Source organism: Arundinibacter roseus (genome assembly GCF_004348825.1).
Classification (GTDB): Bacteria; Bacteroidota; Bacteroidia; order Cytophagales; family Spirosomataceae; genus Arundinibacter; species Arundinibacter roseus.
The window spans coordinates 310622-331986 of sequence record NZ_SMJU01000001.1; the positions used below are offsets into that span (position 1 = coordinate 310622).

19 protein-coding genes are annotated in these 21365 nt (G+C 46.7%); 8 read left to right on the plus strand and 11 right to left on the minus strand.

Annotated elements, in window-relative coordinates:
* Positions 1-91: 91 nt before the first annotated feature.
* Positions 92-1114: a toxin-antitoxin system YwqK family antitoxin gene (locus tag EZE20_RS01350; RefSeq protein ID WP_228713491.1), complete on the plus strand. Its 1023-nt coding sequence runs from the start codon at positions 92-94 to the stop codon at positions 1112-1114.
* Positions 1115-1186: 72 nt separating this feature from the next.
* Complete coding sequence (locus EZE20_RS01355) at positions 1187-2890, plus strand: hypothetical protein (protein WP_132113680.1); 1704 nt, start codon at positions 1187-1189, stop codon at positions 2888-2890.
* 6 nt (positions 2891-2896) lie between these two features.
* Here EZE20_RS01355 and EZE20_RS01360 read toward each other — a convergent pair whose 3' ends face one another.
* A complete protein-coding gene (locus EZE20_RS01360) occupies positions 2897-4195 on the minus strand; it encodes a D-alanyl-D-alanine carboxypeptidase/D-alanyl-D-alanine-endopeptidase (RefSeq protein ID WP_132113682.1) in 1299 nt (432 codons plus the stop codon).
* Between the two features lie 197 nt (positions 4196-4392).
* Between EZE20_RS01360 and EZE20_RS01365 the strand changes: the two genes are divergently transcribed.
* Positions 4393-6318: a RecQ family ATP-dependent DNA helicase gene (locus EZE20_RS01365; protein WP_132113684.1), complete on the plus strand. Its 1926-nt coding sequence runs from the start codon at positions 4393-4395 to the stop codon at positions 6316-6318.
* Positions 6315-7763 carry a DUF5723 family protein gene (locus EZE20_RS01370; RefSeq protein ID WP_228713492.1) on the plus strand — a complete coding sequence of 483 codons (1449 nt, stop codon included), beginning with the start codon at positions 6315-6317 and terminating at the stop codon, positions 7761-7763. The genes EZE20_RS01365 and EZE20_RS01370 overlap by 4 nt, the downstream gene beginning before the upstream one ends.
* A gap of 27 nt (positions 7764-7790) precedes the next feature.
* On the opposite strand, the gene EZE20_RS01375 is transcribed toward EZE20_RS01370, so the two are convergent.
* On the minus strand, positions 7791-8111 hold the full coding sequence (locus EZE20_RS01375; RefSeq protein ID WP_132113686.1) for a four-helix bundle copper-binding protein: 321 nt from the start codon (positions 8109-8111) through the stop codon (positions 7791-7793).
* A 159-nt stretch (positions 8112-8270) separates the two neighbouring features.
* On the opposite strand from EZE20_RS01375, the gene EZE20_RS01380 reads away from it, so the two are divergent.
* The gene (locus EZE20_RS01380) at positions 8271-8873 is read left to right on the plus strand and encodes a methyltransferase domain-containing protein (RefSeq protein WP_132113688.1); all 603 of its coding nucleotides are present in this window, start codon (positions 8271-8273) and stop codon (positions 8871-8873) included.
* A gap of 155 nt (positions 8874-9028) precedes the next feature.
* On the opposite strand, the gene EZE20_RS01385 is transcribed toward EZE20_RS01380, so the two are convergent.
* The gene (locus tag EZE20_RS01385) at positions 9029-9472 is read right to left on the minus strand and encodes a hypothetical protein (RefSeq protein ID WP_132113690.1); all 444 of its coding nucleotides are present in this window, start codon (positions 9470-9472) and stop codon (positions 9029-9031) included.
* 383 nt (positions 9473-9855) lie between these two features.
* Positions 9856-11220, minus strand: a complete 1365-nt coding sequence (locus tag EZE20_RS01390; protein WP_132113692.1) for a dihydroorotase — start codon at positions 11218-11220, stop codon at positions 9856-9858.
* 194 nt (positions 11221-11414) lie between these two features.
* Here EZE20_RS01390 and EZE20_RS01395 point away from each other — a divergent pair, with 194 nt between their 5' ends.
* On the plus strand, positions 11415-11627 hold the full coding sequence (locus EZE20_RS01395) for a hypothetical protein (RefSeq protein WP_132113694.1): 213 nt from the start codon (positions 11415-11417) through the stop codon (positions 11625-11627).
* A gap of 79 nt (positions 11628-11706) precedes the next feature.
* Here the strand turns inward: EZE20_RS01395 and hemB are convergent, their stop codons facing one another.
* Positions 11707-12687, minus strand: a complete 981-nt coding sequence (gene hemB / locus EZE20_RS01400) for a porphobilinogen synthase (protein WP_132113696.1) — start codon at positions 12685-12687, stop codon at positions 11707-11709.
* A gap of 77 nt (positions 12688-12764) precedes the next feature.
* Positions 12765-13904, minus strand: a complete 1140-nt coding sequence (locus EZE20_RS01405) for a cystathionine gamma-synthase (RefSeq protein ID WP_132113698.1) — start codon at positions 13902-13904, stop codon at positions 12765-12767.
* 122 nt (positions 13905-14026) lie between these two features.
* Between EZE20_RS01405 and EZE20_RS01410 the strand changes: the two genes are divergently transcribed.
* On the plus strand, positions 14027-14701 hold the full coding sequence (locus EZE20_RS01410; protein WP_228713493.1) for a TVP38/TMEM64 family protein: 675 nt from the start codon (positions 14027-14029) through the stop codon (positions 14699-14701).
* Positions 14702-14758: 57 nt separating this feature from the next.
* Here the strand turns inward: EZE20_RS01410 and EZE20_RS01415 are convergent, their stop codons facing one another.
* From EZE20_RS01415 to prfB, 3 genes are all read right to left on the minus strand, one after another.
* Entirely contained in the window at positions 14759-15856 is a 1098-nt protein-coding gene (locus EZE20_RS01415; protein WP_132113700.1) for a sulfatase-like hydrolase/transferase, read from the minus strand.
* A 69-nt stretch (positions 15857-15925) separates the two neighbouring features.
* On the minus strand, positions 15926-16750 hold the full coding sequence (locus tag EZE20_RS01420) for an alpha/beta fold hydrolase (RefSeq protein ID WP_165933378.1): 825 nt from the start codon (positions 16748-16750) through the stop codon (positions 15926-15928).
* Positions 16751-16822: 72 nt separating this feature from the next.
* Positions 16823-17897, minus strand: a protein-coding gene (prfB, locus tag EZE20_RS01425) for a peptide chain release factor 2 (RefSeq protein WP_132113704.1) whose coding sequence is annotated in 2 segments (ribosomal slippage) — positions 16823-17836 and positions 17838-17897 — 1074 coding nt in all. Because the reading frame shifts where the segments join, the coding sequence is not laid out codon by codon here.
* Between the two features lie 188 nt (positions 17898-18085).
* Here prfB and lpdA point away from each other — a divergent pair.
* The gene (lpdA, locus tag EZE20_RS01430; protein ID WP_132113706.1) at positions 18086-19483 is read left to right on the plus strand and encodes a dihydrolipoyl dehydrogenase; all 1398 of its coding nucleotides are present in this window, start codon (positions 18086-18088) and stop codon (positions 19481-19483) included.
* A gap of 86 nt (positions 19484-19569) precedes the next feature.
* Here the strand turns inward: lpdA and EZE20_RS01435 are convergent, their stop codons facing one another.
* Positions 19570-20265 carry a LytR/AlgR family response regulator transcription factor gene (locus EZE20_RS01435; RefSeq protein ID WP_132113708.1) on the minus strand — a complete coding sequence of 232 codons (696 nt, stop codon included), beginning with the start codon at positions 20263-20265 and terminating at the stop codon, positions 19570-19572.
* Complete coding sequence (locus tag EZE20_RS01440) at positions 20262-21125, minus strand: sensor histidine kinase (RefSeq protein WP_165933379.1); 864 nt, start codon at positions 21123-21125, stop codon at positions 20262-20264. Before EZE20_RS01440 ends, EZE20_RS01435 begins: the two co-directional genes overlap by 4 nt.
* Positions 21126-21365: the final 240 nt, after the last annotated feature.

Sequence of the window (21365 nt, forward strand, 5' to 3'; positions counted from 1 at the left end):
GATGAATAAAAGTTTATTAATTTGTAAATCAATATCAATGAGTCGTTTTCGTTACAAAGGTAACAAACATGACTGTAAGAAAAACGTAACTATGGTACAGAAAACCGCCTGTTTGGCGTGTATTTTGTGGATAGGCCTTTCGGCAACCGCCTGGGCCCAAACCGAAAAGCCCCGAAAGTCGGGAAAGGAACGTCTGCAAAACTCGCAGTCTAAACTCGACACCCTGCGGGCCAAGGTTCAAAAATCGACCGGCCTGGATGCACAGCTTCCCGGTCTTGATCCGTCAGCCTCGCTTTCACTTCCGGGCGGCAAAGGAAAATCAGCGAGTCTGTCGCAGCTTTTGGGAGAAACAATCCCTGATTTGGGTCTGAAAGCGCAGGAACTCAAAAGCCGCCGCTCCGAGCGCCGCCGCAAGGTTCAAAAAGCCAAACTTGCGCGCGTGCAATACGAAGAAATTCCGATGCAAAAGATTCTGGTCAAATTTGGCAGTGGCGACCGCGCCACGATTGAAGAATTTCATGTATTGAAAGAGTACACCCCCATCAGCGCTTACGTACGTGACATCAGGTGGTACGATACTAAGGCCAAAAAACTGAGCTCATCGGTCATTAAGGATAAAGAAAGAGCCCTGCCGCTACATGGTCCCTACAAGCGCTACGTTGCGGGAAATCTGATGGAAGAAGGATACTACTTTATGGGAACCAAAGATGGGCGTTGGGTAAGATACGATGCGAAATATACGCTTTTGGACAAAACGCACTGGTACCGGGGTTTCCCGGCTTCGTCGCGCATTTCGTACTATGATTCTTCTCACACAAAAATCAAAGAAGTAATTCCTGTTTTTTATGAAGATATTGAAGGAGAATACTTTTCTTTTTACGAAGAAGGACAGCTCTCGGCCTACGGAAAATATGAACACAATGAGAAAATAGGCCGTTGGGTAGAATACTATCAATATCGGCGTCAGCGCAAAAAAGAGACGCAATATCCCAAATCCTGCTGGGATGAAGATTTTGAACCTTTTGTGCTTCGCGAGTGGGATGACAAAGGAAAATTGCTCTATGATTACACCAAAGATCCGCGCGCTACAACCGAAGTCGACGACCAAAACTAAATGAACGGCCTGCTTACAGAAAATCTTTCCTAATTTTGGCGGCAATTCAGTGCTTTCATTGACGTCCATTTCATGTACTTTTTTCGTTCTTTTCTGATTTCTCTTCAAAAACAAACCTGGCTCGCTGCGCTTTTGTGCGCGCTGCCCGTGTTTTTATATCTATTGACTTTTGTCAAAATTGCCCTCAATGTAAATTACGTTGCCTACGACGACATCCTGATTTTGGGCGTTATTCCGGGCTTTGAAGACGCCACCTGGCTCGAACGCTGGCACAGCCTCACCGATCCATTTCCCGAGCATAGACTGGTTTTTTCTCGCTCGCTGGTGCTGGCTTCTTATTTTTTGTTTGGAAAGGTCAATTTACTTAGCCTGATGGTCATCGGCAATCTGTGCTGGCTGGGTTGTGCAGGCGTTTTCTACGCTGTTTTTCGTCGAATGAGGCTCTCACTCTGGCACTTTGTGCCTGTGGTTTGGCTTTGGTTTACGATTCACTCCTTCGAGAATATATTCTGGGGCGTTAGTTCGCTGTGTAATTTTGGCGTGCTGCTATTTGCCATGATGGCTTTTTACTTCATCAGCCACTCGCAAAATTTGTTGGCCGCGCTGTTGTGCGCCCTGGCGGCTACATTTACCTACGGAAATGGCATTACCGTTTTTGTCATTATCGCTTTTGTTCTTTGGATTACCGGTCGGCGCAAGGCATTTTTTCTTACGACTGCCCTTTTTGTACTGACCGCCTTCCTTTACTTTTCCGGCTTTCCACAAAAAACCGAAAGTCTTGACTTCTCAGACCCGGAACAACTGTGGCAGGGCCTGGCCGGATTTTTCGGATTCATTGGCGCAATCACCGCTTTCGACGCTTACTCCGTAGACCCCATTCCGCTGGGAATGGCCGTAGTTACGGGGCTGCTCATGGCGGTGATTTTTGTTGCGATTTTTGGCAAAAAACTACCCTCCTTTTTTCAATCTCTTCTGGGCCGTCCCATGCAGCTTAGTCCTGCCGGGCAATTTGCCCTGGCGCTTTTGCTCTTTGTGGCAATCTCTTCGTTCGCCGTTTTGTATAAGCGAATACCGCTGGGTGGTTTTGAATCGCTCTTCAAAGGCCGCTACCGCATGTATTCTTCCCTCGGCTGGGTGATGTTGCACCTGGGTGCCCTAACCTGGCTCCGCAGCCAACGCCGGCAACGGTGGACGATCACGCTGGTTATTTTTGGAATATTAATTAATCTCACCCTCTTGTATGTCAATTTTGCGACAGCAGTGAACAACCGCCGGGCAGCCGTGGTGCAGGAGTTTAATACCCGCTACAACTCCGATTGGCTGGGCCTGCGTATGTTTCAGATGAGTCAGGCGCATTTTGAGACGATTCGGTCTTACTACCAATCCGACGATCCGCTGGCCGAAGGCTGGAACCCACGCACCGCCACCGATTCCCTTCCCTGCGTTGGTACGTACGAACTCGATTCGGTGCTACGCTACAAAGATGAGATTCATGCCTACGCCATGAGTGATTTTTTTGATGCCGAAGAAAGCTACACCGACGGCCCCTACGTTTTGTTGAAATCAGCGACTCACGTATATGCGTCACCTCCCAATCAGTTTGCGGTACCGCTGCGAACCATCCTGCGGAGATTTCGCTACTTCGCCCGCGGTTTTCAGGGGATTTTCCATGAAGATACCGTTGAGCCGGGAGTTTATAAAATCTATGTTTTGATGCGTCGCAATGGAAAAAATGAAATTTACTGCACCAACCAAACCTGGATTGAACCTAACTAATCCAGCCTAGTACTTTTCGTGCAGCCCCGTAAGTACGCGCGCTACTTCCTGACGGATTTCGGCAGTAGTTTTGGTGTAATTATTATTCATAAAACTAAAATAAAGCAGTTTTCCCTTTTGGGTAATCAGGTAGCCGCTCAGGCAAAAAACATTGCTCAAACTCCCCGTTTTGGCAAATACAAAGGCGTCTTTTCCTTTGAACATATTGCGCAACGTTCCCGATTGTCCACCTGCCGGTAAGATCATGAAGAGGCGCTCCTGCGGGATTTTCTCATGAATTTTATCCAACAAAGCTACCATAGTACGAGGTGTAAACAGATTATAACGCGACAGCCCCGAGCCGTCACGCCATAAGGGCAAATCCGGCAGATCGGCTAAGAGGTTTTCCTGGGCATGGGCAATGGCTTTTTTTGTATCCAAAGGCAGTCCATTGGCCGAAGCATACACCAACATGAGTTGCTCGGCCATCATATTATCGCTCACTTGCATCATTCTCCGATACAACGAATCGGACGGAATGCTGTATACTTTCTGAAAAGGGGGAAGCATTACTTCATTTTTCACCAAAACGTCTTTCTTTAAAGCCTTTGTCAGCAGTTGCGCCGTCAGCGCATCCGACGTCCGGAAGGGTACATCCTGTTCCAGCCCGGCTGGCAAAGCATTGACCGAGCGGCGAAACTGATTGCTAAACTGCGCACGGTCTATTCCCGAAATGGTAGTATCCAATGAAACCGAATCCTGTAAAAACTCCGGCTGCACGCGCACATACAAACCCGAAGGGCTGGTAAAGCGGGCAATGTTGCCATAGACAGGCAACGGCGAACGCTCGGCCTGGTAATAATCGCTGTAATCGCTCCATGCCCATCCTGGCCCAAAGGCAGTAGTTTCAAAGTTTTTTCCTGAAAAAACTAATTTTTCCTTTCGGTTTTTCAGGAAATCAACCACTGCACTTGGGGGTAAATCGGGATGAAACAGAGATGGGTCGCCGGTTCCCCGAAAAAACAAAGTGCTGTCCCGGAGCTGGTATTCAAGCCCCGGAACGGAGTCTCCCAAAACCGATAATCCGGCATAAAAACTAAATAGCTTGGTATTGGAAGCCGGGGTGAAATAATGATCATCCTGGTAAGCGGCAAGCGTTTTTTTACGAGCCGGATCATACACCGAAATCCCGACGTGATGCTGCGATAACACCGAAGATTTTTTTACTTCCCGATGAATATACTGAGAAACGGAACACCCCAAATTACTCAGAGCCAGCAAAAAGATAACAAACCACACTCGGGAACGAAGGAAGAAACGGGGCATTTTCCTGAAAAAAATTAGATGAATACAAAAATTGAAATGTAAGCCTGTAAACCACTTGGTTATTTTATGGCTGACGCAGGTTCGGAAACCTTTTTTTACGAATATAGCATAAATCATTCAATGCAGGAAAGACGTTCTTTCTGTGTATTTGCAGCAAAATCACTACTTTGCAGGCTACCGATTTTATCTTTTTTTGCATGAAAGATCTCCTCCTGATTCTTAAACAATACTGGGGCTACGATGCCTTTCGGCCCGTTCAGGAAGAGGCCGTCCGATCAGTTTTGGACGGCCACGACACCCTTGTGCTTTTACCAACCGGCGGAGGCAAATCGCTCTGCTTTCAGGTACCTACCCTGGCTATGGATGGGGTTTGTATCGTTGTTACGCCTCTCATTGCGCTCATGAAAGATCAGGTTGAGCAACTCAAACGGAGGCATATTCCGGCAGCAGCGATTCATGCCGGTATGAACCGCCGTGAAATTGACATTGTGCTCGACAACTGCATTCATGGCAACCTGCGGTTTTTGTACGTGTCGCCCGAGCGTCTCCGTACCGACATCATGATTGCCCGCGTGCAGCGGATGAACGTAGTCTTGCTGGCAATTGATGAAGCGCATTGTATCTCGGCCTGGGGCTACGATTTTCGCCCGGCTTATCTGCTGATTTCGGAGTTTAGAACTCTCCTGCCCGGCGTACCCGTGATGGCGCTAACGGCATCAGCCACACCCGATGTAGAAGCAGATATTCTGGAAAAGCTGCTAATGAAGCAGCCCCGGATTTTCAGGCAGTCTTTTGCCCGAAAGAATCTGTCGTATTCGGCTTTTCAGGAAGACAACAAGGAGCGAAAATTGATGCAGGTGCTAACCAACGTGCCCGGTACTTCCATTGTGTATGTTCGTACCCGCAAACGCACGCAACAAATCGCTGAATGGCTCGGGAGGCAAGGCATCAAAGCGGATTTTTACCACGCAGGCTTGCCCTTTCGCGACCGTACCGACAGGCAGATTGCCTGGCAGCGCGGGCAGCTGAGGGTCATTGTGGCTACCAACGCTTTCGGCATGGGCATCGACAAACCCGATGTTCGCTCCGTAGTACACCTTGACCTGCCCGATAGTCTTGAAGCCTACTATCAGGAGGCGGGCCGGGCCGGACGCGACGGACAGAAAGCCTACGCAGTGGCTCTGTATAATGACAAAGACCTGGACGACCTGCAACAGGCCGTGGAGCGCAAATATCCTACGATTGACCTGTGCCGAAGGGTATATCAGGCTTTGGCCAATTATTTCAAAATCCCGCTTGGGGGTGGCGAATTTATCAGTTACAGTTTTGATATGCACGAGTTTACCGGAACTTTCGGTTTACCTGTTTCGGAAACCCACTTTGCCCTTAAACTCTTGCAGGAAGAAGGGTTTATTCAGTTGAGCGAAGCATTTAATGATTCTTCCAAACTACATTTTCTGGTGGATAACCGTCAATTATACGATTTTCAAATACGATACCCCGATTATGATTCGTTCCTGAAACTGATTCTGCGGATGTACGGCGGCGAGTTGTTCTCGGAGTACGTTCGTATCTCGGAAGGTGAAATTGCCCGGGCATTTTACGTGCCGATTCCGGAAGTCATGACCCGTCTGCAATTTTTACAGGAAAGAACCATAATTGATTACGAAAAGCAGCGAAATACTCCTCAGCTTACGTACCTCACTCCGCGCTTCGATGCCGAACTTTTACCTTTAAATACTTATGAAATTGAGAAAAGAAAAGAACGGGATTTTAGAAAAGTAGCCGCCGTCATTCACTATGCGCAGCATCCGTCGCAATGCCGGACATTGCTGCTCCTGAATTACTTCAACGAACAAAATGGTACGCCCTGTGGCGTGTGTGATGCTTGTTTGAAGCGATTAAAATCGCAGGCCGTTCACGAATTAAGTACCGAACTTGTGGATGATCTCCTTGTATATTTACAAAAAAATGGCCCGCTGCTTCCTCAAACTTTCCAAGCTGCTTTTGAAAAAATTTCAGAAAAAGAATTGCTCGCAGCCGTACGAAAACTGCTGGACGAAGAACGAATTATATACGACAATCAGGGAAAAATAGGAATCAATCCCGCACACAATTCATGAAAAAAACGCTTCAAACGATCATTTGTTTTTTGCTTGCTGCCCTCGCAATGGCGCCTTCCGGATTGGCGCAGCAGGTTCCCGGTCTTGGCCTCAGCAACTACGGTGGGCTGTATCGCAGTACCGTTAACCCTTCGGTTTTAGGCGGTTCCCGCTATAAATGGCAGGTAAATCTCGTGACAGCGGGCAGTACGATCAACAACCGCTACTTTATTTTTTTTGGACGAAACGCCTTTTTATATCCCCAACTTGTACCCCACACGACTGACGAACTATATGGACGGTCGCGCACGATGGGTTCCATCACCACAGGCAACCCAATGTACGTAGCAAGTGAAATCCGGTGGCCGTCAGCGATGTGGTCTGTTGGTAAAAATCACGGATTTGCCTTTCAGGTTCGTTCCCGGGGATTTGTGCAGGGACAAAATATTCCGCAGGATATTCGCACGCTGTACTACAAACGGCTCGATTCGCCCGCCACTCCCCTGGCATCAGATACATGGGGAGACTTTGACCTCACGCAACAGAGTTTCACCGAAGCAAGCCTGGCATATGGTCTGCAACTCATCAATCTTCGGGCGCACAAATTAAAAGTTGGGGCAACCCTAAAACGGATGTTCGGCGCGCGTGCCGGCTATCTTCGGGGTGCTGTGGATACCTATCAAATCCGGTCTGTGGCGAGAGGTGAAGCCGATGAAAAAGAGCTGGTTCTCACCAATTTTTCCTACGAAGCCGGGTATACCTATCCGACTCAGAAACTTGCCATTGGAGATTTTTTTAAGTCCAATACCTACGGTTCCGGCTGGGGCTATGATTTGGGCGCTACCTATGAGCTGGGCTCTTACTGGAATCGTCTTGAAGATGACGACGACGCCCGCCCCGGCTACCTGATCCGGCTGTCAGCATCGGTAACTGACCTGGGCATGATTCGGTACCGTAGCACTGAAAGCCGGGTTGTTTCGGGCAATTTATCCCGGTTTGTTATTCAACAAAACGATTTGGAAATTCTGGGAAATGAAGGTGCTGATGGCTTTATGCAGGTAATAAATGCTCAAAACGCAGTTCCAATGAATCAAGAAGCGCAGCTCGCAACGGCAGTTCATCTGGAAGCTGACGTACAGCTTGTCAAGTCTTTTTTTATCAATCTTTCCCAAACCAAACGCTACGGTGATCCGCCTCAAAATGCGTTGGATATGACGCAGCCGGATCTTTTCACGATTACCCCCCGCTTCGAAAACGAGGATTCTGATTTTTCGCTACCTCTCACGTTTATTGAAGGAAACAAGCGCGTGTCGATGGGTGCAATGGCTCGTTTTGGTCCTATTCAGGTTGGGTTTAGCAATCTAAATGGACTACTGAACCGTAAAGATCCTGATGCTAACCGAGCCACCTTCATGTACGTAGGCTTTTCGGTATGGCGGTTCAAAGATCGGATGCAGGATAAGTAAATTAATCCTTTATGAATAGTTGAAATCTTACGCCATCGCCATGCATTCGGCGGCGCAGGTACGGCAAGCTTCGGCACAAGCCTGACAATGAGCGTGGTTGTGTTTTTCACATTCAGCGGCACAGGCATTGCATACATCAGCACACATCTCACAAAGTCGCTTGGCATAAGGCGAATCCGTAGCACTGAAACGGGCGCAAAGGCTGCAAAGCTCGGCACAGTCCAGGCAATTTTGTACGCAATCGAGCATGTGCTCGTCGGCCATTTTTATACATTCATGCGCGCAGTCGAGACACAATTTGTAGCAATTCAAACACGCATCTACACAGGATGTTACTTCATTTTTCATAGTTAGAATAAAATTTTAGGTTAGGTTATTTATTTCCTAAAATTTCATTCCAACCGGGAGAAATTCCGTTTTAAAACCTCTATTTGTAGAAAAAGCCCCGCGTTCCTGAACAAAAGGAAGCAATTTTATGGTTGAGGTTCTGTATAAAAATTATAATCCATGGAAACTCCCCTCAACCAAAACTATTGGGATACGCGCTATGCGCAGCAGCAAATCGGCTGGGATTTGGGCACGGTATCACCGCCTCTTCAAGCGTATTTTGATCAATTACCCGACAAAACCATAAAAATTCTTATTCCTGGCGGCGGCAACAGTTACGAGGCCGTGTACTTGTTGCAGCAGGGATTTACGGATGTGACGGTCGTAGATCTATCGGCGGTAGTGATTGAAACGCTCGGGAAGCGATGCGCAGAATATTTGGGTAGCGGCCTAAATCTGGTTCATCAGGATTTCTTTGAACATACCGGCAAGTATGATCTCATTGTGGAGCAAACCTTCTTTTGCGCCCTGGATCCCGCTCTTCGGGTGCAGTATGTGCAGCACATGCAGAAGTTGCTTAAAGTAAATGGGAAATTAGCAGGATTACTTTTTGACCGCGATTTTGTAGGTGGACCACCCTTTGGAGGACACGCAGCAGAGTATCAGGCTTTGATGAACACCTCTTTGTCTGTTCTGAAAATGGAGCCCTGCTACAATTCCATTGGGCCTCGTCAGGGCTCGGAGGTGTTTTTTATAGCAGAGAGATTGGAGGAAATTCATTAATACCACCATGTAGCTTCAAAACTTCCTAAAAAAAGGATTGACAGATATATAACCTATCTGCACAAAAAAAACAGGCACGACCAATGGTCAGTGCCTGTTCTCCCTCTTTTCAAAGTTCATGGCTATGTTTTATACCTATACTTCTTTCCTTACTTTTACAGCAATTTCCGCATGGGTGTATTAATGTAGGAAAGAATATTTCCGGTCACACCGACAAAACTCGCGTGAGTAGGTAACTCTTTCTCTACTTCATCGCTTGTCGAAAAAAGCGACACCAGTCGTTCGCCCAGCACCTGTCCGTTTATGGTCAAAATCCGAACAATCCAGCGGGCGATGTACTGAGAAAAAGACGCCGCCGAAGTGTCGGGTCGTAGGGATACTTCTTCCCTTTCCGATTCCTGCGACGTTGGGCAGGCCGTTTGCTTTACAACGGTTGGCGTTGTTTTCAGTTGGAGCGACTCTGTTTTTACTTCGCTTTTCTTAACTGCTTTTTTGGTCTTAAGCATTTTCTGTGCTACCAGCATATTGTGAGAATATCCGGTGGCATTTGCCTGCACGCTTATCAAAATCAATACGAAGAGTACTTTTAATGCTTTCATGGCTCTATGGTTATATCGTTGAAGGTATGGGCATTAGGTCGAATAATTCCCTGGTTTCAATAAGATGTTACAAATATATGGGTTTTGATAGGTATCTTGCAATACATAGTACCTTGTTTTTTGTTAATTTTTCTAAAATTTTACAAAAAGCTTCTTTTTCATTGAAAAAAGTGCCTTGAATTGTATGGATACTAACCGTCCAGCCTCTACTTTTCTTCCAAATGTCAGCCGCTGATATACAGCCTGCGACCACTTGTAAGTAAGTAGATGTGAATTACGTCAGAAACGTTGCATCCCGCAATACAAAAAAGATGAACAGGTGGTTTTGTGAGGACGAACTGTCTTAAAAAAAGGATGAACCGAAAATCGAATTTGCCAGATTTCTATCGCACAAATTCAAGTCGTTGTCCCAGAGCCGATTCATCGAGCTTTCCTTCGGAATAGGCCAAATGCCCCGACACAAACGTATGCCGTACCTGCGAATGAAACGTAGTGCCTTCAAATGGCGACCAGCCACATTTAGAAAACAGCGTATCGGGCGTCACCAAAGTAGACTGATCCAGATCAACCAGCACAAGGTCAGCCCAGTAGCCTTCCCGGATATAGCCTCTTTCTTTTATATCAAAGCAGTCTGCTACTGCGTGGCTTGTTTTTTCAACAACCCGCTCAATCGATAGTTTCCCTTCCCGGACCATTTCCAGCAGCACATGCAGCGAGTGCTGCACCAACGGAAGCCCGGATGGGGCGGGCCAGTAGCTCTGAGCTTTTTCGGCCTGCGTATGAGGAGCGTGATCGGTAGCGATTACGTCAATCCGATCGTCAAGCAGGGCGTTTAAAATCTGAGCTTTGTGGTGCGGTGCTTTTATCGCCGGATTGCACTTGATTTTAGTACCCCAGGCGTGATAATCTTCGGCATCAAACCATAGATGATGTACGCAGGCTTCGGCGGTAATTCGTTTAGGACTGCCATCTGCCAGCAGAATTTTCCCATTTGTACGCGTACCGACTTCAAAAAGCGAGGTTTCGTCGCCCGTAGAAATATGCAGAATATGCAAGCGTGTAGCATGTTTTCGTGCCAATTCCACCGCAAAAGAAGACGATTTGAGGCAGGCTTCTTCATTACGGACAATGGCATGAATATCATACGGTACATTCTCTCCATATTTTTCCTGAAAAAACGCCATTCGCTGCCGAACGGTCGGTTCGTCTTCGCAGTGCGTGGCAATCAGGCAGGGCGCATCGGCAAAAAGTTTTTCGAGTACCTGAGGCGCATCTACCAGCATGTTACCTGTGGATGAGCCCATAAAAATCTTGATTCCACAAATCTGCCGTGGATCGGTGCGCATCACTTCCTCATAATTATCGTTGGATGCGCCCATATAAAAGGAATAATTGGCCAGCGATGTCCGGGCAGCAATGGCATATTTATCTTCGAGCAATTGCTGCGTAAGAGCATTGGGCACCGTATTGGGCATTTCCATAAATGACGTAGTCCCTCCGGCTACTGCCGCTCGTGCCTCGCTGCCGATTGTAGCCTTGTGCGTCAGCCCTGGCTCCCGAAAATGTACCTGATCGTCGATCACTCCCGGCAATAGATGGCAACCTTTGGCGTCGAGTATTCGGTCGGCAGACAAATGCTGTAAATCTTTGCCGATTTGGGCAATGCGGCCTTCTTTTAGTAAAACATCGGCGTCAACTATGCGGCCCTCATTGACCAGACGAGTATTGAGCAGGAGTATAGATTTCATAGAATACAGAAGAATATCGGGAATCGAGTGAGGCTACAAAAGTACATGCTGCGGTTCATTACTAAAAGCAACCAAGGGATTTACGTGATGAGTTAAAACGCAAAAAGCGAGGTCTTTTTTACTCACAAGATTTGTTTCCCGAATTGGTATGCTTTTAGTAAATGGCTTTCGTAACCATCAATCCATCGTATACTATGAGAATCGCAGGAATTATACTAGCTATCGTCGGAATCGGCATGTTGATCTTTAACGGCTTCAACTACACACAAAAAGAAAAAGTGGTAGATATTGGGCCCGTAGAAATCAATGCTGATAAGAATAAAGAAGTATCGTGGCCAACCTATGCCGGTGCCATCGTTTTTATTGCGGGCATCGGGCTGGTGATCATGAGTCGGAAGCAGAAGTAATTATAAAAAACAGGCTGACTCAATTGCAGAATTGATTCAGCCTGTTCAGCATTTTTTACAAAAAAGAAAAATCCATTGGTTAACCGTTTTGTACCTGCGCCACTTCTTTGGCAAAATAGGTCAGGATAGCTTTTGCACCGGCTCTACGGATGCTCATGAGCACTTCGAGCATGGCACGTTCGCCTTCAATCCAGCCGTTTTGAGAAGCGGTTTTAATCATGGCATATTCTCCCGAAACATTGTAGGCCGCAATGGGCACATCGAAGGTATCATTCAGCAATTTGATAATATCCAGGTAAGACAAAGCGGGCTTAACCATCAGAAAATCAGCACCTTCTTCCAGATCAAGCTGTGCTTCAACCAATGCTTCCCGAGCGTTGGCGGGGCTCATCTGATACGTTTTTTTATCGCCAAATCGAGGCGCTGAGTCGAGTGCATCCCGAAAAGGACCGTAGAAAGCACTCGCATATTTGGCCGTATACGACATAATACTCACATCGGTATAGCCTTCGGCATCAAGAACCGACCGGATATGCCCAACCCGACCGTCCATCATATCACTGGGTCCGATGATATCGGCTCCGGCTTTGGCTTGTGCAACGGCCATTTTACCCAAAATTTCCAGCGTAATATCGTTGATTATCTGGCCGTTTTCTACGTAGCCATCATGCCCGTCGCTGCTGTACGGATCCATAGCTACGTCGGTCATAAGTGTCAGATTTGGAAATTTTTCTTTAATGGTCGACAGCGCCTGCAGGTACAATGTGCCCTGCTGATAACTCTCAGTGGCCAATTTGTCTTTTTTATCTTCCGGATAATTTGGGAAAAGACAAATCGATTGTATTCCCAGGTCGGTCACTTCTTTTAATTCTTCCAGTAAGGTATCGAGCGAAAACCGATAGATGTCAGGCATCGACTTGATTTCGCTTTTGATACCGGAGCCTTCGACAACAAACATGGGAAAAATCAGATGCGAGACCGACAGGGTTGTTTCCTGCACAAGCTCACGAATAGCTGCCGTGCGGCGGTTGCGACGCGGGCGACGAGGTATTTGAAACATACGTTGATCGTTTTTTATTGATAATTGATGCTGCATTTTTTTGGTTAAAACATGCAACATTGTTTAGAATTTATGAATTAGCCAATAGCCTGCTGTAAATCTGCAATCAGATCGTCTATATCTTCAATGCCTACGCTTAGTCGGATAAGGGTGTCTTTCAGCCCGGCTTTGGCGCGTTCTTCTTTGGGAATGCTGGCGTGAGTCATGCTTGCGGGATGCGTACAAAGCGACTCCACCCCACCGAGCGACTCGCCCAGCGAAAAAACGTGCAGATTTTCCATGACAGAAACGGCCTCTTGGTAGACGTCGCCTTTCAATTCAAAAGAAATCATTCCCCCAAACCCTCTCATTTGTCGGGCGGCTAGTGCATGTCCCGGATGCGTGGGCAAGCCCGGATAATACACCTTACCTACTTTGGGTTGATTTTGAAGCCATACGGCCAATTTTCCTGCATTTTCACAATGCCGCTGCATCCGAATATGCAGCGTTTTTAATCCGCGAAGAACCAGAAAACAATCCTGCGGGCCCGGAACGGCCCCGCTTGCATTCTGAATAAAAGCCAACTGCTGCGCCAGTGCGTCGTCGTTCAAAACCAAAGCACCCATCACCGTATCCGAATGTCCGCCCAGGTATTTTGTCACAGAGTGCATCACGATATCAGCACCGAGGTCGAGCGGATTTTGTAAGTAGGGCGAAGCAAACGTATTATCTACCACGCTCAGCACATTTTTTGAGCGGGCAAGTGAAGTGATTGCTTCTATGTCAATAATTTTGAGCAATGGATTGGTAGGCGTTTCAATCCATATCATTTTTGTAGCCGGCGAAAGCACCGCTTCTACCGCTACCGGATCGCTCATATCCACAAAATGAAAAATAAGTCCAAAAGGCTCAAATATTTTTTTCATGATCCGGTACGTTCCGCCGTACAAATCATTGGTAGCAATGATTTCATCGCCTGGCCGAAACAGTTTCAGCACGGCATCCGTGGCGGCAAGGCCGGAGGCGTAGCAAATACCGTGTTGTCCATTTTCGAGTGCAGCCAACGCTTTTTGCAAGGCCGTTCGGGTGGGATTGTGCGTGCGCGAGTACTCGTATCCCTTATGTTTGCCGGGGCTTTCCTGCACATAGGTGGACGTTTGGTAAATAGGCGTCATGATGGCCCCGGTGGTTGGGTCGGGCTCTACACCCGCATGTATGGCTTTGGTGGCAAACTTCATAAAGTTGATGAATTAAGTGCTGCAAAAATTAAGATGCAAGGTACGTAAACTCTTTTGGCGGGATACCGTGTTTTTCCTACAAAATACCATTCCGATAGTCATTTTAACGGCACCTGATACCCTTGGAAAAAGCCTTTATAAAAAAATATCCGCTCCCGGTTTTAACGAGCATCGTCCTGACAATCGTTCCGCTGTTTACGAGTTCTCTTTTGACCGGCTGGGCCATAACGCATGAACAACTCCTGGCCGAATGGCCGCTGGAAACCTGGATGCTGGCAACTATTGGCCTGGCCGTGGCGTCAGCTCTTGCGCTTTCGCCGCCCACTTTTCTGGCACTGGTTTATGGCTATTTTTTAGGTTGGATCGCGCTTCCGTTCCTGTTTCTGCTCAATCTCATGGCCATTTTGGTGGTATACACAGTAGCGCGCCGCATGCGTTCAGGCAGTATGCTTCTGCATTTACAAAGAGCGTATCCACAGGTGCATAGGTTGTTGCAGCGGTTTGAAGAGAACCAACTGCGGCTGATTTTTTTTGCCAAGCTTTCACCTGTATTGCCCTTTGCCGTTACTAATCTCTTTTTTGTTTTGGCGGGCGCACAGCTCCGGCAAGTACTTTTGGGAGGAACGCTGGGAATGGTTCCGCGTACGGTGTTGGCCGTTTGGGTTGGGCTGGAAGCCCGCGAAATCAGCTATCTTTTGGCACATCCAAACGAAGATCTGGCCAGTAAACTATTGCTGATTGTTCTCATCATTGCCTCGACGCTCGGGATTGCGTGGTTTTTTAAAAAGAAAAAATAGCCTGACGGAAAACTTTTCCATCAGGCTACCTATGATTTTTCTTTCCTTAGTCAACATTTATTTAAAGGCACTCTTCAAATATTCTCCCGCCGGGCGATTTCCCACAAAGGTAGTTCCAAGATAGCGGGCGATGGTTTGGGCCACCTGATTTTGGTAGAGCTGACCAGGCGATTTTACTTCACCCAACACGGGTGTATCCGGTCCAATCACCGCCATCCATATTTCGCCCGCATCCTTAATTTCGTCCCCGTGGCCAGTCCATTGGCTTTTAATTATATCGCCCCGACCGTGGTCTGTGGTCAAAATCAGCGTAGTTTTTCCTTTGTACTGTGGCTGCGCCTGCAAATAACCCCACAAATCCCGAAGGATGTCGTCCGTCGCTTTGGCCGATTTCAGGTAATGGTCATAGCGGGCATCGTGGGCAAAATCGTCGGTTTCGCCTAATGCCAGAAAGAGCATTTTAGGCCTATGTTTTTTTAGATATTCTTTGGCGAGCTGATACGTCAGAGCATCGAAGCGTACTCCCTCCCACTCGCGCGGCAGCGTTTCCTGCAACTCGTTGATTAGTTTTTCCCGGTCGCTCAGGGGTTCGTCTTTGGACAATTCATAGCCTGCATTTACGTACACGCCGCTACGGGCGTAATTTTCTATAAACGGAAAAACATCCCAACTCCCAAAGGCCGCTACTTTGCCTTTCCATGCAGGCTGTTTGTTCAGAAACTCTAAAATAGTCGTGTTCGGATTGGGGGTTTTGCTATTGCTTTTGATATGCTCATCATCGTGGCTGCCGGTCAAAATTTCGTTGTATCCAGGATACGAGAACCACATACTATTGGTACAATTCACATAATTATTTTCCCACCGATTTCCGTACAATTGTCCCTGATTTTGAGCTAGTTCCCATAGAAAAGGCATCAGTTTAGTCCGACGACTCACCGGATCAGCGGCCCAAAACTGGCGAATCAGTGCACTCGTATCGGGCGTGTACTTTTTGGTGCGAATCAGGGTAGAATCCACTCCACCAAAAACCTCCTGCCAGCGCATGCCGTCCATCGTCACTAAAATTACATTTTCGGTTTTGAGTTTATTCTGTGAAAATACCTGAGAGTTGGTCAAACCCAGAAATAGAAAAATAAAACAAAATTTTCGTGTCATTGGCTATCGAGTTTAGTACTGATTTTTTTGTTAAAATACATCAAAACCAGGTAAGCGGGCTATTTTTCATCAATATGATCCTGTAAAATCATTCTGTTGAAGTAGATAGCGGGCAGCTTTGGCTACCAACTGTGCATGGCCACATTCCAAAATTACTACCTGATTTTTGGGCAACAGCCTGGCGAGAGCCTTTACCTGTCGGGCCGGAAGAATAGTATCCCTCGTACCCACAAAAAGCCAGAGTTTGACATGGTTGGTTTGCAGGTGTTCATATAATTCTGGAATTGAAAAGCGAAGCCGACGAAAGTGTACCCACGACTGATAAATGACATCTCTTTGCGTCGGGGTTTGCAGCATATTTTTTACAAAACGAGCCGTACTGACCGGTATCAGACTCATTTTCTGAGCCAGGCTCATGGCGCTAAACATGATTGCCGGGTGCTGCATCACGTACCGAAAAACGGCCCGAACAGGCGAAAAACGAGTAGCTAGTCTATACAGGGGATGTTCGGAAACGCCATCGGGTGCGAGCAAAAAAAGTTGCCTGCATTGTGCGGGAAATCCCTCGGCCGTTGCCAACGCAAAACGCCCGCCCATACTGAATCCCACGAGGTCAAAGTGTGTAAGCTTCTGGGCGAGGATAAATGTCTGCATCAGCTGCTGCCAGCGTTCTTTGGTTAGCGGCGAGAGCTTTGTTTCAAAGTTAAGTTCATGGTGCGTTACGTTACTTTTTCCATGAAAAAAAAGGTCAAAGGCATAGATCGTGTATTGATGCCCCAACAGTTCGGCCCATGACTGAAAACAGCCGGCGCCATCCTGCCCGATGCCATGAAAGGCCAGCAGCACCTTTGGTCCATTGCCTAGTCGGGTCACATGCAGGGGGAATTCGTTCATGCGGGTTTGCTTAAAAAAGAATCCCTCCGGAAAAATATCCGGAGGGAACATACACGATCCGTTGGTTTCTGATTAGGATTCCATCAGGTAAGCTTTAATAAAATCGTTGATTTCACCGTTCAGAACGGCTTCTGTATTAGACGTTTGATGATCCGTCCGGTGGTCTTTCACGCGCCGGTCGTCGAGTACATAGCTGCGAATTTGCGAGCCCCACTCAATTTTCCGCTTAGACGCTTCTACCTCAGCACGGGCAGCATTTCGTTTTTCGAGCTCAATCTGATACAGCCTTGATTTCAAAAGTCGGGTAGCTACTTCTTTGTTCATGAGCTGAGAGCGTTCCTGCTGACAGGCGATCACGATGCCCGAAGGTTTGTGATGAAGCCGCACGGCGGTTTCAACCTTGTTCACATTTTGCCCTCCGGCTCCACCTGAGCGATAAGTATCCCAGGTAATGTCGGCAGGATTTACCTCAATTTCAATATCATCATTCGCCAGCGGATACACATAGACCGAGGTAAAAGACGTGTGCCTGCGGGCGTTGGAGTCGAACGGCGAAATACGTACCAGCCGGTGAACACCGTTTTCGGATTTAAGATTGCCATAGGCATACTCTCCTTCAATTTCCAGCGTCACAGACTTTACGCCTGCTACATCGCCATCCTGCAAATCAACTTCGCGTACTTTATAGCCATTTTTTTCGGCCCACATAATATACATCCGCATCAGCATAGAAGCCCAGTCCTGCGACTCGGTTCCGCCGGCACCGGCGTTGATTTCAATAACGGCAGGCAGGTCGTCGCCTTCTTCACCCAGCATTTTCCGAAACTCAATTTCATCGAGTTTTTCGGCGAGTTTTTTACCTTCCTCGTCTACCTCTTCTTCGGTAGCTTCGTTGGCTTCATAAAATTCCCAAATCGTGTCCAAATCATCGCGCCTGCGGGCGAGTTCTTCGTAGCCATTGGTCCAGAACTTCAATCCCCGGATTTCCTTCATCACCTTTTCGGCGCGGTCAGAATCGGTCCAGAATTCTGGTTGAGCGGTTTGCTGCTCTAATTCGTCGAGTTGTTTTTTACGATGACCGTAGTCAAAGATACCTCCCCAAGGCCTCAACTCTGGCCTTCAAGTCTTTCAACTGATCTTGTGTCATATCAGAATAAAAAGTTTAGTGATACGCCTGTTTGCTGTATACAAAACATACAGGAGCGAAAATAAAGTCACAAATATAGCAACTTTTACGGGACCGTTGGCGGGAGTTTCTAGTGGGCATTCGGGCAAAACCTATTACCTTTGTGACGTTTTAAAAGTAAAACCATTTTTACCCAAACCTAAAAGGAAATGGCTCAAACATACGACGTTATTGTGGTTGGAAGCGGCCCGGGGGGCTATCCGGCGGCTATTCGTGCTTCACAATTAGGATTAAAAGTTGCAATTGTTGAAAAAGAAAGCCTCGGCGGAATTTGCCTTAACTGGGGCTGTATCCCGACCAAAGCGCTGCTCAAAAGTGCTCAGGTTTTTGAATACATCAAGCACGCCAAGGATTATGGCATCACCGTTGGCGACTATTCTGCTGATTTCTCGGCAGTAATCAAACGCAGCCGCGGGGTAGCCGACGGCATGAGCAAGGGCGTAGCCTTTTTGATGAAGAAAAATAAAATTGACGTCATCATGGGCTATGGCAAGGTGATTGGCGGCAAGAAAGTAGAAGTAACTGATAAAGAAGGTAAAAAGACAGAATACGCAGCAAGTAAGGGGGTTATAATCGCCACTGGCGGTCGGGCTCGTGAATTGCCAAACGTAAAAATCGACGGCCAGAAAGTAATCGAATACCGCAAGGCCATGAGCCTTGAAAAACAGCCCGAAACAATGCTCGTGATTGGTTCAGGAGCCATTGGAGTAGAGTTTGCGTATGTATACGCAAGCATGGGTACCAAGGTTACGATCGTGGAGTTTTTGCCAAAAATGGTTCCGGTAGAAGACGATGATATTTCGAAAGAACTCGCCAAGCAATACAAAAAAATGGGCGTTGACGTGCTGGTCAATTCATCTGTTGAAAAAGTTGACACAAGCGGCAAAGGCTGTAAAGTAACTGTAAAAACACCCGATGGAGAAAAAACTTTTGAGGTAGACGTGGTTCTTTCGGCAGCAGGTGTAGTGGCAAATCTTGAAAATATTGGTCTGGAAGAACTAGGCATCAAAACGGAACGCGGCAAGATTCTGGTAAGCGAGTGGTACGAAACCAACGTAGCGGGTTACTATGCTATTGGCGACTGTACGCCTGGCCCGGCGCTGGCGCACGTAGCCACGGCTGAGGCGATTATCTGTGCAGAAAAAATTGCCGGTCACAAAACCGAAGCTCTCGACTACAACAATATTCCCGGCTGTACGTACTGTCAGCCCGAAATTGCATCCGTAGGGATGACTGAAGCCAAAGCCCGTGAAGCCGGATATGACATTAAGGTTGGTAAATTCCCCTTCATGGCATCTGGTAAAGCGTCAGCGGCGGGTGTTAAAGATGGTTTTGTAAAAGTAATCTTTGACGCCAAATACGGCGAATGGCTCGGTGCCCACATGATTGGCGCCAACGTGACGGAGATGATCGCAGAGGTAGTAGTAGCGCGCAAGCTCGAAACTACTTCGCACGAAATTCTTCGCTCCGTTCACCCTCACCCCACGATGTCGGAAGCTGTAAAAGGCGCTACCGAAGCGGCTTACGGTGAGGCGATAGATTTGTAAAAGTTTCTTTCATTGCAGAGGCGTATAAATTTTAGTACGTCTCTGCAATGACTTTTTAGTATACTTTCTCCTCCAAATTATCATTTTCAGGCTACTCTCCACTGCCTGCGAAGTTCTTCCAATAACGTAATCCGATGCGCAGATGACAGCGGGACGAAAGTATCTGACGCAACTTTGATTTGATGCCTTTCAATTTTTTGAATGTGCGTCAGATTAATCAGAAACGATTTGTGAGTTCGTACAAAAAGATTTGAAGGGAGCAATTCCTGCGCTTCAATTAGTGTCATTCGGGTAACAGTCTGCCGTGTTTTCTCCTTGAATTTCAAATAATTCCCATCAGATTCTACGTATAACAAATCGGCAAGAGTAATGCGCACCCAATCGTAACCGTATTTTACAAAAATATATTCACTAACAGCCGCTTCCTTTTTCACAAATCGGTACCCCTTTTGACAAGCCTGAAGAAATCGGTGAAAATCAAAAGGTTTGATCAGATAATCTACCGCATTGAGTTGAAAAGCTTCTACCGCAAAGTTTGAGTAGGCCGTAGTAAATACAAATCCTGACGTGGGTGGCAATAGTTTTGAAAAATCCAGGCCGGAAATATCCGGCATATTTATATCCAGAAATACTAAATCAACAGGGTGTTTGTGAAGAAACTGCAAGGCATCCGTCGCGCTTTCAAAAGTCGCAGCCAACGTAAGAAAACTCACTTTTTCGGCATATAACCGAATGACTTCCAAAGCCATCGGTTCATCGTCAAGGGCAATTGCCTGTATCATGTGAGGTTGAGAGTTAGGGACACATCATAAACTCCGTTGTCAGAATTAATATCTAAAAAATGTCGATCAGGATACAAAATTTGTAAGCGTTTGATGGTATTTTTTAGCCCCATTCCTGTTCCTTTCTCTACTTGGATACGCGTCACGATACTGTTTCGGCAAGTCAAAGTAAGTCGCTTATTTTCAACAAGTAATGACAGATCAATGAAACAATTCTGCTCAGGATTTATTCCGTATTTAAAGGCATTCTCGACAAAAGTCATCACGATCAACGGTGCAATCCGGGCCGGGGTTTCGTCCCAATTTAATTTTGTATCAATTAAAATATTTGGTCTTCGGGGAATACGCACTTTTTGCAGTTCTATGTAATCTTGTAAAAACCGGATTTCTTTCTCAATCTCAATTTCTTCCAATTCTGAACTCTCTACCGAATGTCGCATGATTTGGGCCAATTGCAGGATTCCTGTGGCTGTTTTTGGGCTTTCTTCCACAAGTGCGGTGCCATAGAGATTGTTGAGGGTATTGAACAGAAAGTGAGGATTTATTTGTGTTTTGAGCATTTCAATCTGTGCCCTATCTCTTTCTTTTTCAATCGCTTGTCGTATTTCTTCCGATTTTTTATAATCATAAATAATTGAAAAAAGCAGGGAGGTAATCCAAATGGCCCCTGCCATCGAATCTTTATCTTCGATTTCGCTGAACATGTATTTAGCAAGAACTATATCGTAGATCAAAAAAGAAGTCAAGACATATAAAACCAAATTAGCAATTCTATAACTCTTGAAAATGGGCTTATAAATAAACCAATAATGGAGTTGACCCAGTACTATTCCTACAAGAACCATAAAAAAAAGTACCATAGGAAAAATCAAAAAGATGGTAAAAGCAAGGCTTGTAGATGGGACGGATGGGAAATTTGAGTCCGCAGAGGCCTTAGAATCGTAGGAATAATTTTTGCCCTGACACGAATCCTGCCAGCCTCTGTACATGTCGTCAAGGGCATGTGAGGTCAACATCCATAGAGTAAGTATCAGCAATATCCACAGCCAAATACCCCATTTGCGCCAGTGTTTTTCTCCATTTTCCTGCCACCAATTCCT

Bases quoted from the DNA above. Each gene is read 5' to 3' on its own strand.
- EZE20_RS01350 (WP_228713491.1), top strand. From the start codon at position 92: ATGGTACAGAAAACCGCCTGTTTGGCGTGTATTTTGTGGATAGGCCTT.
- EZE20_RS01355 (WP_132113680.1), top strand. From the start codon at position 1,187: ATGTACTTTTTTCGTTCTTTTCTGATTTCTCTTCAAAAACAAACCTGG.
- EZE20_RS01360 (WP_132113682.1), bottom strand. From the start codon at position 4,195: ATGCCCCGTTTCTTCCTTCGTTCCCGAGTGTGGTTTGTTATCTTTTTG.
- EZE20_RS01365 (WP_132113684.1), top strand. From the start codon at position 4,393: ATGAAAGATCTCCTCCTGATTCTTAAACAATACTGGGGCTACGATGCC.
- EZE20_RS01370 (WP_228713492.1), top strand. From the start codon at position 6,315: ATGAAAAAAACGCTTCAAACGATCATTTGTTTTTTGCTTGCTGCCCTC.
- EZE20_RS01375 (WP_132113686.1), bottom strand. From the start codon at position 8,111: ATGAAAAATGAAGTAACATCCTGTGTAGATGCGTGTTTGAATTGCTAC.
- EZE20_RS01380 (WP_132113688.1), top strand. From the start codon at position 8,271: ATGGAAACTCCCCTCAACCAAAACTATTGGGATACGCGCTATGCGCAG.
- EZE20_RS01385 (WP_132113690.1), bottom strand. From the start codon at position 9,472: ATGAAAGCATTAAAAGTACTCTTCGTATTGATTTTGATAAGCGTGCAG.
- EZE20_RS01390 (WP_132113692.1), bottom strand. From the start codon at position 11,220: ATGAAATCTATACTCCTGCTCAATACTCGTCTGGTCAATGAGGGCCGC.
- EZE20_RS01395 (WP_132113694.1), top strand. From the start codon at position 11,415: ATGAGAATCGCAGGAATTATACTAGCTATCGTCGGAATCGGCATGTTG.
- hemB (WP_132113696.1), bottom strand. From the start codon at position 12,687: ATGTTTCAAATACCTCGTCGCCCGCGTCGCAACCGCCGCACGGCAGCT.
- EZE20_RS01405 (WP_132113698.1), bottom strand. From the start codon at position 13,904: ATGAAGTTTGCCACCAAAGCCATACATGCGGGTGTAGAGCCCGACCCA.
- EZE20_RS01415 (WP_132113700.1), bottom strand. From the start codon at position 15,856: ATGACACGAAAATTTTGTTTTATTTTTCTATTTCTGGGTTTGACCAAC.
- EZE20_RS01420 (WP_165933378.1), bottom strand. From the start codon at position 16,750: ATGAACGAATTCCCCCTGCATGTGACCCGACTAGGCAATGGACCAAAG.
- lpdA (WP_132113706.1), top strand. From the start codon at position 18,086: ATGGCTCAAACATACGACGTTATTGTGGTTGGAAGCGGCCCGGGGGGC.
- EZE20_RS01435 (WP_132113708.1), bottom strand. From the start codon at position 20,265: ATGATACAGGCAATTGCCCTTGACGATGAACCGATGGCTTTGGAAGTC.
- EZE20_RS01440 (WP_165933379.1), bottom strand. From the start codon at position 21,125: ATGGTACTTTTTTTTATGGTTCTTGTAGGAATAGTACTGGGTCAACTC.